The organism is Streptomyces sp. URMC 124 (assembly GCF_051386455.1).
Classification (GTDB): Bacteria; Actinomycetota; Actinomycetes; order Streptomycetales; family Streptomycetaceae; genus Streptomyces.
The window spans coordinates 1-13,164 of the sequence record NZ_JBPQTS010000184.1; the positions used below are offsets into that span (position 1 = coordinate 1).

At 73.1% G+C, this 13,164-nt stretch carries 8 protein-coding genes; 3 read left to right on the forward strand and 5 right to left on the reverse strand.

Features of this window, described 5'->3' with window-relative positions:
* Window positions 1-1,742, forward strand: a 1,742-nt coding sequence (locus tag ACSNOG_RS28520; RefSeq protein ID WP_436755586.1) for a helix-hairpin-helix domain-containing protein, incomplete at its 5' end; no start/stop codon positions are given.
* Between the two features lie 304 nt (window positions 1,743-2,046).
* Here the strand turns inward: ACSNOG_RS28520 and ACSNOG_RS28525 are convergent.
* A complete protein-coding gene (locus ACSNOG_RS28525; RefSeq protein WP_436755587.1) occupies window positions 2,047-3,684 on the reverse strand; it encodes an ABC-F family ATP-binding cassette domain-containing protein in 1,638 nt (545 codons plus the stop codon).
* A gap of 104 nt (window positions 3,685-3,788) precedes the next feature.
* On the reverse strand, window positions 3,789-5,747 hold the full coding sequence (locus ACSNOG_RS28530; protein WP_436755588.1) for a Xaa-Pro dipeptidyl-peptidase: 1,959 nt from the start codon (window positions 5,745-5,747) through the stop codon (window positions 3,789-3,791).
* Window positions 5,748-5,935: 188 nt separating this feature from the next.
* On the opposite strand from ACSNOG_RS28530, the gene ACSNOG_RS28535 reads away from it, so the two are divergent.
* Together ACSNOG_RS28535 and ACSNOG_RS28540 are read left to right on the forward strand one after the other, a co-directional pair.
* Window positions 5,936-7,447: a M1 family metallopeptidase gene (locus ACSNOG_RS28535; RefSeq protein WP_436755589.1), complete on the forward strand. Its 1,512-nt coding sequence runs from the start codon at window positions 5,936-5,938 to the stop codon at window positions 7,445-7,447.
* 122 nt (window positions 7,448-7,569) lie between these two features.
* Window positions 7,570-8,295 carry a MerR family transcriptional regulator gene (locus tag ACSNOG_RS28540; protein WP_436755590.1) on the forward strand — a complete coding sequence of 242 codons (726 nt, stop codon included), beginning with the start codon at window positions 7,570-7,572 and terminating at the stop codon, window positions 8,293-8,295.
* A gap of 27 nt (window positions 8,296-8,322) precedes the next feature.
* On the opposite strand, the gene ACSNOG_RS28545 is transcribed toward ACSNOG_RS28540, so the two are convergent.
* From ACSNOG_RS28545 to ACSNOG_RS28555, 3 genes are all read right to left on the reverse strand, one after another.
* A complete protein-coding gene (locus ACSNOG_RS28545) occupies window positions 8,323-10,497 on the reverse strand; it encodes a 3-hydroxyacyl-CoA dehydrogenase NAD-binding domain-containing protein (protein WP_436755593.1) in 2,175 nt (724 codons plus the stop codon).
* Between the two features lie 89 nt (window positions 10,498-10,586).
* On the reverse strand, window positions 10,587-11,804 hold the full coding sequence (locus ACSNOG_RS28550) for an acetyl-CoA C-acetyltransferase (RefSeq protein ID WP_436755591.1): 1,218 nt from the start codon (window positions 11,802-11,804) through the stop codon (window positions 10,587-10,589).
* A gap of 68 nt (window positions 11,805-11,872) precedes the next feature.
* Window positions 11,873-13,015, reverse strand: coding sequence for an acyl-CoA dehydrogenase family protein (locus ACSNOG_RS28555; protein WP_436755592.1), 1,143 nt, complete (start codon window positions 13,013-13,015; stop codon window positions 11,873-11,875).
* Window positions 13,016-13,164 lie beyond the last annotated feature (149 nt).

Sequence of the window (13,164 nt, forward strand, 5' to 3'; positions counted from 1 at the left end):
TGCCCTCGCACCGGGTGCTGGCGATGCTGCGCGGCGAGAAGGAGGAGGTCCTCGACCTCACGCTGGAGCCGGCGGACGAGGCGGACCGGGCGGCCGCGGGCCCGAGCTCGTACGAGCAGATGATCGCGCAGCGCTTCGGCATCGCGGACCGCGGCCGGCCGGCGGACAAGTGGCTGGGCGAGACGGTGCGGTGGGCCTGGCGCACGCGCGTCCTCGTCCACCTCGGCATCGACCTGCGGCTGCGGCTGCGCCAGGCCGCCGAGGACGAGGCGGTCCGCGTCTTCGCGGCGAACCTGCGCGACCTGCTGCTCGCCGCCCCGGCCGGCACGCGCGCCACGATGGGACTCGACCCCGGCTTCCGCACGGGCGTGAAGGTCGCCGTCGTGGACGCCACCGGCAAGGTCGCGGCCACCGAGACCATCTACCCGCACGTCCCGCAGAACAAGTGGGACGCCTCGCTCGCCACGCTGGCCCGGCTCGCCCGGGAGCACGGCGTGGAGCTCGTCGCCATCGGCAACGGCACGGCCTCGCGCGAGACGGACCGCCTGGCGACCGACCTGATCGCCCGTCACCCCGAGCTGGAGCTCACGAAGGTGATGGTCTCCGAGGCCGGCGCCTCGGTCTACTCCGCCTCCGCGTTCGCCTCCCAGGAGCTGCCCGGGCTGGACGTCTCGCTGCGCGGCGCGGTCTCGATCGCCCGGCGCCTGCAGGACCCGCTCGCCGAGCTCGTCAAGATCGACCCGAAGTCGATCGGCGTCGGCCAGTACCAGCACGACCTGTCCGAGGTGAAGCTCTCCCGCTCGCTCGACGCCGTCGTGGAGGACTGCGTCAACGGCGTCGGCGTCGACGTGAACACCGCGTCCGCGCCGCTGCTCGCGCGCGTCTCCGGCATCAGCTCCGGCCTCGCCGAGAACATCGTCGCCCACCGCGACTCCCACGGTCCCTTCCGCTCCCGCCGGGCGCTGAAGGACGTGGCCCGGCTCGGCCCGAAGGCCTACGAGCAGTGCGCCGGCTTCCTGCGCATCCGCGGCGGGGACGACCCGCTGGACGCCTCCAGCGTGCACCCCGAGGCCTATCCGGTGGTGCGGAAGATGGTGAAGTCGACCGGTGGCGAGGTCGCCTCCCTCATCGGCAACACCTCCGTGCTGCGCTCCCTGCGCCCGGACGCGTTCGTCGACGACACCTTCGGCCTGCCGACGGTCACCGACATCCTGCGCGAGCTGGAGAAGCCCGGCCGCGACCCGCGTCCCGCCTTCAAGACGGCGAGCTTCAAGGAGGGCGTCGAGAAGATCGGCGACCTGGAGCCGGGGATGATCCTGGAGGGCGTCGTCACCAACGTCGCCGCGTTCGGGGCGTTCGTGGACGTGGGCGTCCACCAGGACGGCCTGGTGCACGTGTCGGCCATGTCGCGCACGTTCGTGAAGGACCCGCGGGACGTGGTCAAGCCCGGCGACATCGTGCGGGTCAAGGTCATGGACGTCGACATCCCGCGCAAGCGGATCTCGCTGACGCTGCGGCTGGACGACGACGCGGCCGCGCCGTCCGGCGGGGGCGGCAAGGGCTCCGCCCCGGCGGGCGGGGGCCGTCCGCGCCCCGAGAAGGGGGCCGAGCGCGGCTCGGGACGCCGGGGTGCGGGTGCGAGTGCTCCGCAGCAGCGTCGCGGCGGCTCCCGCGAGCGCGGGCAGACGGCGCCGGTGAACGACGCGATGGCGGAGGCCCTGCGCAGGGCGGGGCTCCGCTAGCGCGGGGCGCGCCACGACGTATAAGGGGTGAGGGGCCCGGCGGCCACCCGTTCCGCCGGCCCCGCACCGTCGCGGCAGTGCGCCGTTGCGGCGGTTCTCTTCCCGCGCCGCAGGCGCTTGGTTCTCCGCCGCCGCGGCGCGCGACCACGACGTGGGGGACCGGCGGTGCCGGACCGGTCCGCAGCACGATGCGGCACCGGCGTTCGCGGCCCGCGGCTGCGGCGGGCCCCCGGGCCTACGGGTGGGCACCGCAGCCGTAGCGCGCGGCGCCCCGCCGTAGCGCCGGGGCACCGCTGGGCGGGCGTCAGTGCTCCGTGAGGCGGCCTTCGGAGACCTCGATGCGGCGGGTCGTGCGGACCGCGTCCAGCATCCGGCGGTCGTGCGTGACCAGCAGCAGCGTGCCCGTGTACGACTCCAGCGCCGACTCCAGCTGCTCGATCGCCGGCAGGTCCAGGTGGTTGGTCGGCTCGTCCAGGACGAGCAGATTCACCCCGCGCGCCTGCAGCAGGGCCAGCGCCGAGCGCGTCCGCTCGCCGGGCGAGAGGGTGACGGCCGGGCGCAGCACGTGGTCGGCCTTGAGTCCGAACTTGGCGAGCAGCGTGCGGACGTCGGCGGGCGCGAGGTCGGGGACGGCCGCGCCGAAGGCCTCCAGCAGCGTCTCCGTGCCGAAGAACAGGGCCCGCGCCTGGTCGACCTCGCCGACGACGACGCCCGGGCCGAGCGCCGCGTGCCCGGCGTCCAGCGGCAGCCGGCCGAGCAGGGCGGCGAGCAGCGTGGACTTGCCGGAGCCGTTGGCTCCGGTGACGGCGATCCGGTCGGCCCAGTCGATCTGCAGGTCGGCGGGGCCGAAGGTGAAGGACCCCCGGCGCACCTCGGCGCCGCGCAGCGTGGCCACGACCGCGCCGGAGCGCGGCGCCGCCGCGATCTCCATGCGCAGCTCCCACTCCTTGCGGGGCTCCTCGACGACCTCCAGCCGCTCGATGAGCCGCTCGGTCTGCCGGGCCTTGGCGGCCTGCTTCTCGGTGGACTCGGTGCGGAACTTACGGCCGATCTTGTCGTTGTCGCCGGCCTTGCGGCGGGCGTTCTTGACGCCCTTCTCCATCCAGTTGCGCTGGGTGCGGGCGCGGTCCTCCAGCCCGGCGCGCGTGTCGGCGTACTCCTCGTAGGCCTCGCGGGCGTGCCGGCGGGCGGTCTCGCGCTCCTCGAGGTAGGCGGCGTAGCCACCGCCGTAGAGGCGGATCTGCTGCTGGGCGAGGTCGAGCTCGAGGACCTTGGTCACCGTGCGGGTGAGGAACTCGCGGTCGTGGCTGACCACGACCGTGCCGGCGCGCAGCCCGGTGACGAAGGACTCCAGGCGGGCGAGCCCGTCGAGGTCGAGGTCGTTGGTGGGCTCGTCCAGGAGGAAGACGTCGTAGCGGCTCAGCAGCAGCGAGGCGAGCCCCGCGCGGGCGGCCTGGCCGCCGGAGAGGCTGGTCATGGGCCGGTCGAGGCCGACGGAGAGCCCCAGCGAGGCAACGACCTCCTCGGCGCGCTCGTCCAGGTCGGCCCCGCCGAGGCCGAGCCAGCGGTCGAGCCCGGTGGCGTAGGCGTCGTCGGCGCCGGGCGCGCCGTCGACGAGGGCCTGCGTGGCGGCGTCGAGCTCGGCCTGCGCCCGGGCCACCCCGGTCCGGCGGGCGAGGAAGGCCCGCACGGTCTCCCCCGGCCGCCGCTCGGGCTCCTGCGGCAGGTGCCCGACGGTGGCGGTCGGCGGACTGAGGGAGAGGCCGCCCTCCTCGGGCACGTCCAGCCCGGCGAGCAGCCGCAGCAGGGTGGACTTCCCGGCCCCGTTGGCACCGACCAGGCCGATGACGTCCCCGGGCGCGACGACGAGGTCGAGCCCGGAGAAGAGGGTGCGGTCGCCGTGTCCGGCGGCGAGACTTTTGGCGACGAGAGTGGCACTCATAACGCGTCGACTCTAACCGGAACGGTGGGGGCAGCCGTACCGGGTTTCCGGGGGCCCTGCCTGGCCGGGACGCTTCGCGGCGCCCCGGCCCGGGGCCGCCGGGGCTACGGCACGTGCACCGGCGACGGCACCCTCAGCCCGCGGGGGTCCGTGGGCTTCGTGCGGGGCGTGCCGGACGTTGCGCGGGCGTAGGCCGCGTAGCCGCCCACCAGGGGCAGGGTCGCGGAGGTGCGGCGGAGGTCCACCGTGACGTGCGGGGTGGTGGAGGCGGGTTCGATGAGGCCGGCGTCGGTGCCGGCGACGATCAGGGCAAGGCGGTGGCCCGCCGGGACGACGTGGTCGGTGGCGGCCAGGCCGAGGGTGATGGCGTACGGCTTGCCGGGGGTCAGCGGGGCGCCCTTGCCGGTGCCGTCCCAGTGGCCGAGGTCGGCCCAGCCGCGGCTGAAGACGGTGTGGCCGACCTTCGCCTTCGCCGCCTCGGTGCGCTTGTAGCAGGCGCTGTCGCCGGCGTTGCCGCTGCCCCAGCAGGTGCGCTCGTCGAGGGTGCGGATGCCTTCGCCCCGGGCCGCGTAGTCGCGGATCTCGGCGGGACCGAGGTCCACGAGGACGGCGGACAGGTGGGCCGAGGCGGTGGACGGGGTGACCGTCAGGCGCACGGACGAGGAGCCGGAGAGCCGCAGGTCGCGGCTGAGGGGCGGGGTGACGAAGCCGGCCTTGCCGGGGGTGGACCGGTCGATGCTCGCCGACCAGTCGCTCTCGCTGAGCTTCGGGTCGTCGGTGAACTCGGCGGTGGCGCCTTGCGGCGCGGGCTTCAGGCCGAGGGTGCCGACGCCCGCGACGGGGCCGGCGGCGGGGCGCAGGGTGGTCGCGCGGGTGTCGCGCGGCGGCCAGACGCGGTCGGTGGACCACTGGTCGGGGGCGCGCTCGACGTCGGCCATGGGCTCGCGCTCGACGCCGTTGTCGTAGCCGAGGAGGTAGTGGTCGAACCAGCGGTGCAGGGTGGGCACCCAGGCCTCGCGGCGGAAGTCGAAGGGGTCGACGTGGCCGGCCTGGGAGAGCCAGACCTTGCGCTCGACACCGTTCCCGGCGAGGGCGTCCCACCACTGGCCGAAGTGCTTGCTCCGTACATTGAGGTCCTGCATGCCGTGGACGGCGAAGACGCTGGCGCGCACGTTTCCGGCGTCCTTGACGTAGTCGCGGGCCTCCCACAGGGCGGTCCGGTCGCCGTTGCGCGGGGCGCCCTCGACGAGCTCGCGCTGTACGGCCTGGCAGCGGCCGCGGGCCCCGGGGCTCTCGATGGCGTCGGAGAGGCCGTCGGGGCCGCCGTCGTAGAGGGCGGCGCCCTGGGCGAAGTAGTAGTCGTACCAGGAGCTGATGGCGCCGATGGGGACGATGGTCTTCAGGCCTTCGACGCCGGTCGCGGCGACGGCGTTGGCGATCGTCCCGTCGTAGCTCTTGCCGATCATGCCGACGGCCCCGGTCGTCCAGCCGGCCGTGACGGGGGCGCGCCCGCCGCGGGTGGCGTACCCGCGGGCCCGGCCGTTCAGCCAGTCGACGACGGCCTTGGCCGACTGGACGTCGGAGCGGCCGCCGATGTCGACGCAGCCGTCGGAGCGGTTGGTCCCGGCGAGGTCCACGAGCACGACGGCGTAGCCGCGCGGTACGAAGTAGTTGTCGTAGTACAGCGGGAAGCCGACGGGCCTGCCCTGCGCGTCGTAGGTCTTCTTCTGGCTCTCGTTGCCGCGGCCGCAGCACGAGTAGTACGGGCTCGCGTCCATGACGACCGGGACCCGTCTGCCCTGTTCGGCGGCTTCCCGGGGGCGGATGACGTCGACGGCGACCCGGTCGGACCTGCCGTCCCCGTCGGCGTCCACCCGGGTGTCCACCCAGACGGATTCGCGTATGGCGCGGTCGTACGAGTAGACCGGGGTGCTCTCCTTGCCGCGCGGCGGGGCGGCCTGCGCGGCGCCGGGCGGCGAGGCGAGCACCGCCACGAGGGCGGCAACTGCCGCCAGTACGAGTGAAGTCCAGGGTCTGCGGGCGTCCCGCGTGCGTCTGATCACGGGCGGACGGTAACGCCGCCGGGGTGCGGAACAGAAGGGGTCACGGCAGCTTCAGGAGTTGACGGCCGTCCCTCCGCATGACGCGCGCATGTCGATCACATGTCGGGAGGCCCCATGGACACGCACCCCTCCGTGGTGAGTACATAGGCTTCCGAGTGATCGTTCTCCTCTACGAGTTGGAGTGACTCGTGCGTCGTCACAGACTCATCGTTCCGAGCACGGCCGCTGCCGCCTTCCTGCTGCTCGCGGTCCCGGCGTCGGCGGCGGACGCCACACCCGGCGCCCCGGGCGCCGGAGACTCGTACTACCCGGAAGACGGCAACGGCGGGTACGACGTCTCCCACTACGACCTGCGGCTGAAGTACCAGCCGAAGACGGACCGGCTGGAGGGCACGGCGACGCTGCTCGCCACCCCCACCCAGGCCCTCTCCCGCTTCAACCTCGACTTCACGCTCGACGTGAGCGAGGTCCTGGTGAACGGCAGGAAGGCCGCGCACAAGCCGTCGGGCGCCCACGAGCTGGAGATCACCCCGGCCGCCCCGCTGGAGCAGGGCAAGCCCGTCAGCGTCGTCGTGCGCTACAGCGGCACCCCCTCCACCGTGAAGATCGACGGCTACACCGCCTGGAAGCGCACCCCCGACGGCGCGGTCGTGGCCCAGGAGCCGCAGTCGGCGGCCTGGTGGTTCCCGAGCAACGACCACCCCACCGACAAGGCCACCTACGACGTGTCGGTCTCCGTGCCGGACGACGTCCAGGCCATCAGCAACGGCGTGCTCGCCTCCCAGTCCTCCAAGCTCGGCTGGACGCGCTACAACTGGCGCTCCACCAAGCCCCAGGCGAGTTACCTGACGACGCTGGCCGTCGGCAAGTTCGACATCACCACCGGCACGACGGAGAGCGGCCTGCCGGTCGTCAACGCCTACAGCAAGGACCTGGGCGACAACCTCCCCTCGGCCAAGGCGAGCATCGAGCGCAGCGCCGAGATCATCGACTGGGCGAGCACGGTCTTCGGCCCGTACCCCTTCAACGCCGTCGGCGGCTACGTGCCGAACGTGAAGTCGTCCTACGCGCTGGAGACCCAGACCCGGCCGTTCTACAGCCCGTCGTCCTTCTCGAGCGGCGCCAACCAGTCGCTGGTGGTGCACGAGCTCGCCCACCAGTGGTTCGGTGACAGCGTCTCCGTCAAGGACTGGCGCGACATCTGGGTGAACGAGGGCTTCGCCACCTACGCCCAGTGGCTGTGGTCGGAGAAGGAGGGCGAGGGCACCGCCCAGGAGCTCGCCCAGTACGTCTACGACAGCGTCCCGGCCGACAACGACTTCTGGAAGGTCAAGCCGGGTGACCCCGGTGCGAACCGCCAGTTCGACCGCGCCGTCTACAACCGCGGCGCCGTCGCCCTGCAGGCGCTGCGCAACACCGTCGGCGACAAGGCGTTCTTCGCCGTCCTCAAGCAGTGGACGACCGAGAACCGCTACGGCAACGCCTCGGTGCAGGACTTCGTGAAGTTCGCCGAGAAGGTCTCCGGCAAGAAGCTCGCCCCGCTCTTCGACACCTGGCTGTTCCAGCCGTCGAAGCCGGGCACGCTGCCGGCTCCGGCCGGCACCGCTCCCGCCGGGGCGAAGAAGTCGCTGAAGGCCGGCGTCACCGCGCCCAAGTCCTGGAAGAAGATCCAGGACGCGGAGCGCGCCCACCGGCACTGACCGCACCCGCCCGCCCCGCGCCCGTGAGGCGGGGGGGGGGCGTCTTCCGGTTTCACAGCACTGGTGGCACAGCAATACTGTTCGACACCGACGGGTGCGGAACAGAGAGCGAGGTGCCGCCCATGGCCGAGGAGACGGAGACCGGGGAAGCGACCCTGACGGTGGACGAACTGGCCGCCCGGGCCGGGGTGACCGTCCGCACCGTCCGCTTCTACGGCACCCGGGGGCTGCTGCCCCCGCCCGAGATCGGCCCGCGCCGCGTCGGGCGCTACGGGCCCGGCCACCTCGCGCGCCTCGCCCTCATCGAAGAACTCCAGCACCAGGGCCTCACCCTCGCCGCCATCGAGCGCTATCTGAACCGGCTCCCCGACGGCCTCAGCCCCCAGGACCTGGCCATCCACCGCGCCCTCGTGGCCTCCTGGACGCCCGACGGGGCCGAGGAGACCACCCGGGAGGAGCTGGAGCGGCGGGCGGGCCGGCCCCTGACCGAGGAGGACGTCGACCGGCTCGCCGCGCTGAACGCCCTCCAGCGGGGCGGGACCGCCGGCTCGTACCTCGTCGACCCGGGTCTGCTGCACCTGGGCGTCCGGCTGCTGGACGTGCCGATCGCGCCGGAGACCATCCTGGCCGCCCGCACGGTGCTCGTGGAGCACGCCCGCGCCACCGCGCGGGAGCTTTCACGGCTCTTCCGCGACGAGGTGGAGGCGCAGACGCCGGACGTCGCGGCGATGAAGTCGCTGTCCGCCCACATGCAGCCGCTCGTCGTCCAGGCGCTGGTGACGGCGTTCCAGCGCTCGCTGAACGAGGAGCTGCGCGCAGCGTACGAGGACGCTGCGCGCGGCGCCTGAACCTCGCCGTTCGGTCTGTCGCCGCCGCTAGAAGCGGCCTCCCGCCTCCGCCTTCTCCACCAGCAGAGCCGACGGCTCGAACCGCTCGCCGTACGCCGCCGCCAGCTCCCGCGCGCGGGTCACGAAGCCCGGCAGGCCGCCCTCGTAGCCGTTGATGTACTGCAGCGCCCCGCCCGTCCAGCCGGGGAAGCCGATGCCGAGGATCGAGCCGATGTTGGCGTCGGCGACGGAGGTCAGGACGCCTTCCTCCAGGCAGCGGACGGTGTCCAGCGCCTCGGAGAACAGCATGCGCTCCTTCATGTCCGCGAAGGGGACGTCCGCGTCCTTCTTCGCGAAGTGCTCGCGCAGCCCCGGCCACAGCCCCGCGCGCTTGCCGTCAGCGTACTCGTAGAAGCCTGCGCCGCCGCTGCGGCCGGTGCGTCCGAACTCCTCGACCATGCGGTCCAGGACCGCGTCCGCCGGGTGCGGCGTCCAGGTCTCGCCGGCCGCCTCGGCCGCCCGCCGGGCCTCCTCGCGGATCTTCCGGGGCAGGGTGAGGGTCAGCTCGTCCATCAGGGAGAGGACCTTGGCGGGGTAGCCGGCCTGCGCGGCGGCCTGCTCGACCGAGGCCGGGTCGACGCCCTCGCCGATCATCGCCACGCCCTCGTTGATGAAGCGGCCGATGACGCGCGAGGTGAAGAAGCCGCGCGAGTCGTTGACCACGATGGGCGTCTTGCGGATCTGCCGGACCAGGTCGAACGCGCGGGCCAGCGCCTCGTCGCCGGTGCGCTCACCCTTGATGATCTCCACGAGCGGCATCTTGTCGACGGGCGAGAAGAAGTGCAGGCCGACGAAGTCCACGGGCCGCTCGACGCCCTCGGCGAGGAGGGTGATGGGCAGGGTGGAGGTGTTGGAGCACAGCAGGGCGTCCGGCGCGACGACGTGCTGGATCTCCTGGAAGACCTTGTGCTTGAGGGCCGGGTCCTCGAAGACCGCCTCGATGACGGCGTCGCAGCCGGCGAGGTCCGCCACGTCGGCGGTGGGGGTGATCCGGGCGAGCAGCTCCTCCCGGCCGGCCTCGGTGGTGCGGCCCCGGGCGAGCGCCTTGGCCAGCAGGCCCTCGGAGTAGGCCTTGCCCTTGCGGGCGGCCTCGTCGGAGACGTCCTTCAGGACGACCTCGATGCCCGCCTTGGCGCAGGCGTAGGCGATGCCGGCGCCCATCATGCCGGCGCCGAGGACGGCGACCTTGCGCACCTGGCGGGGGGCGATGTCCCGCGGGCGGCTGGCGCCGGAGTTGACGGCCTGGAGGTCGAAGAAGAACGCCTGGATCATGTTCTTCGACGTCTGGCCGGTCACCAGCTCGGTGAAGTAGCGCGCCTCGATGAGCTGCGCGGTCTCGAAGTCGACCTGGGAGCCCTCGACGGCGGCCGCGAGGATGTTGCGCGGGGCCGGGTAGGGGGCGCCGCCGAGCTGCTTCCTGAGGTTGGCGGGGAAGGCCGGGAGGTTCGCGGCGAAGCGCGGGCTGGCCGGGGTGCCGCCGGGGATCCGGTAGCCCTCGGCGTCCCAGGGCTGCTGGGCGGCGGGGTTGGCGTCGATGAACGCGCGGGCCTTGGCGAGCATCTCGTCGGCGTCGGCCGCCAGCTCGTGGACGAGACCGGCCTCCAGGGCGCGGCGCGGGGTGTACTGGGTGCCCTGCAGCAGCACCTTCAGCAGTGCGTCGGTGATGCCGAGGAGGCGTACGGTGCGGGTGACGCCGCCGCCTCCGGGGAGGAGGCCGAGGGTGACCTCCGGGAGGCCGATCTTCGAGCCGGGGGCGTCGAGGGCGATGCGGTGGTGACAGGCGAGCGCGATCTCGTAACCGCCGCCGAGGGCCGCGCCGTTGACGGCGGCGACGACGGGCACGCCGAGGGTCTCGATCCGGCGCAGGTCGCGCTTGATCGTCATGCTCCCGTCGAGGACGCGTGCGGCGTCGGCGGGGGTCGCGGCGATCAGCTCGCGCAGGTCGCCGCCGGCGAAGAAGGTCTTCTTCGCGGAGGTGAGGACGACGCCGCGCACCGATGCCGGTTCCGCCCGGAACTCCGCCTCCAGGCGGTCGGCGACCGCCGTGAGGGACGCCTTGAAGGCGGTGTTCATGGTGTTGGCCGACTGGTCGGGGTCGTCCAGGACGAGGGTGACGATGCCGTCGTCGCTCCGCTCCCAGCGGATGGTGTTGCGCTCGCTCATCTCGATGCTCTCCATTGCGGGTTCGTCCTCGGTCGCCGGACGGGGGGGGGAAGGGGCGGTGCGGGCCCGGGGTGACGGGCCGCCGGGGACTACACGCGCTCGACGACGGTGGCGACGCCCATGCCGCCGCCCACGCACAGGGTGACCAGGCCGTACTGCTTGTCCTGGCGTTCGAGTTCGTCGATGACGGTGCCCAGCAGCATGGCGCCGGTGGCGCCGAGCGGGTGGCCGAGGGCGATGGCGCCGCCATTGACGTTGATCTTGTCGAGGCCGATGCCCATCTCGCGGGCGAAGTGCAGCACCACGGCCGAGAAGGCCTCGTTGACCTCGATCAGGTCGATGTCGTCGATGGTCAGGCCGGCCTTGGCGAGCGCCTTGCGGGAGGCGGGGGCGGGGCCGGTGAGCATGATGGTGGGGTCGGAGCCCGAGACGGCGGCGGAGACGATGCGGGCCCGGGGCGCGAGGCCGTAGCGCTCGCCGGTCTCGCGGTTGCCGATCGCGACGAGGGAGGCGCCGTCGACGATGCCGGAGGAGTTGCCCGCGTGGTGGACGTGGTCGATCTTCTCGACCCAGTGGTACTGCTGCAGGGCGACGGCGTCGAAGCCGCCCGCTTCGCCGATCGTGGCGAAGGAGGGCTTGAGCCGGGCGAGGGTCTCGACGGTGGTGCCGGGGCGGGGGTGCTCGTCCCGGTCGAGGACGACGAGGCCGTTGCGGTCGCGCACGGGGATCACGGAGCGCTCGAAGCGGCCGTCCTTCCACGCGGCGGCGGCGTTCTCCTGCGAGCGGGCGGCGAAGGCGTCCACGTCCTGCCGGGTGAAGCCGCCGAGGGTCGCGATCAGGTCGGCGCCGATGCCCTGGGGCACGAAGTTGACGTCGAGGTTGGTCATGGGGTCGTTGAACCAGGCGCCGCCGTCGGAGCCCATCGGCACCCGCGACATCGACTCCACGCCGCCCGCGAGGACGAGGTCCTCCCAGCCGGAGCGGACCTTGGCCGCGGCGAGGTTGACGGCCTCCAGGCCCGAGGCACAGAAGCGGTTCTCCTGGACGCCGGCGACGGTGTCGGGCAGTCCGGCGGCGACGGCCGCGATCCGGGCGATGTCGGAGCCCTGGTCGCCCAGGGGGCTCACGACGCCGAGCACGATGTCGTCGATGGCGGCCGGGTCCAGGCCGGGCAGGCGGCGGCGCAGCTCGTGGATCAGGCCGACGACGAGGTCGACGGGCTTGGTGCCGTGCAGGGCGCCGTTTGCCTTGCCGCGGCCGCGCGGGGTGCGGATCGCGTCGTAGACGTACGCTTCGGTGCTGCTCAAGGTCGTGGGCCTTTCGGGGCGGGGGCGGGGGACGCTGGTCGGTGGATCGCCGCCGGGACTTTGGCGGATCAGGAGAGCAGGGAGCGGCCGATGATCTCCTTCATGATCTCGGTGGTGCCGCCGTAGATCGTCTGGATCCGGCCGTCGGTGAAGGCCTTGGCGACCCGGTACTCCGTCATGTATCCGTACCCGCCGTGCAGTTGCAGGCAGCGGTCGGCGACGCGCTTTTGCAGCTCGGTCGCCCACCACTTGGCCATGGAGGCGTGCACGGCGTCGAGCGCGCCCGCGGAGTGCTCGGCGATGCAGCGGTCCAGGAAGGTGCGGGTGACGGCGCACTCGGTGGCCATCTCGGCGATCTCGAAGCGGACGTGCTGCAGCTTGGCGAGCGGGCGGCCGAAGGCCTCGCGCTCCTTGACGTAGCCCGTGGTGAGCTCCAGCAGGTGCTCGGCGGCGGCGATCCCGGCGACGGCGATGTTCATCCGCTCCTGGGCGAGGTTGGTCATCAGGTGGACGAAGCCGCCGTTGAGCTCGCCCAGCAGGTTCTCCTTGGGCACACGCACGTCGTGGAAGAACAGCTCGGCGGTGTCCTGCGCCTTCTGGCCGATCTTGTCGAGGTTGCGGCCGCGCTCGAAGCCGGCCATGCCGCGCTCGACGACGAGCAGGCTCAGGCCCTTGGCCCCGCCCTCGGGCGTCGTGCGCGCGACGACGACCACGAGGTCGGCGAGGATGCCGTTGGAGATGAAGGTCTTGGAGCCGTTGAGCAGCCAGTGGTCGCCGCGGTCCTCGGCGGCGGTGCGGATGCCCTGCAGGTCGGAGCCGGCGCCCGGCTCCGTCATCGCGACGGCGGTGATGATCTCGCCGGTGCAGAAGCCGGGCAGCCAGCGCCGCTTCTGCTCCTCGGTGGCGAGGCCCGTCAGATACGGTCCGACGATGTCGTTGTGCAGCCCGATCGCGAGGCCGGCGGCTCCCGCGCGGGTGAACTCCTCGGTGAGCACGGCGCTGTAGCGGAAGTCGCCGGTGCCCCCGCCGCCGTACTCCTCGGGGACGGCGAGCCCGAGCAGGCCCTGGCGTCCGGCCGCCCGCCAGGCCTCGCGCGAGACGATGCCGTCGCGCTCCCACTGCTCGTAGTGCGGGGCGACCTCCTTGGTGAGGAAGGTGCGTACCGTCTCGCGGAAGGCTTCGTGCTCGGCGGTGAAGATCTGGCGCTTCATGACTGCGGGCCCTTCCGGAGCGAGTCGAGGCTGGGGACGTCCCAGTCCCGCGCCACCTCGGCGGTGTCCGCGCCGGGCCGCGCGGGCGGCGGCGAGTGCGTGCGGGCCGGGCTGCACGCCGCTGCCGGGCGGGGTGCGCGGCTGCGCGC

Bases quoted from the DNA above. Each gene is read 5' to 3' on its own strand.
- ACSNOG_RS28525 (WP_436755587.1), bottom strand. From the start codon at position 3,684: ATGAGTGCCACTCTCGTCGCCAAAAGTCTCGCCGCCGGACACGGCGAC.
- ACSNOG_RS28540 (WP_436755590.1), top strand. From the start codon at position 7,570: ATGGCCGAGGAGACGGAGACCGGGGAAGCGACCCTGACGGTGGACGAA.
- ACSNOG_RS28545 (WP_436755593.1), bottom strand. From the start codon at position 10,497: ATGAGCGAGCGCAACACCATCCGCTGGGAGCGGAGCGACGACGGCATC.
- ACSNOG_RS28555 (WP_436755592.1), bottom strand. From the start codon at position 13,015: ATGAAGCGCCAGATCTTCACCGCCGAGCACGAAGCCTTCCGCGAGACG.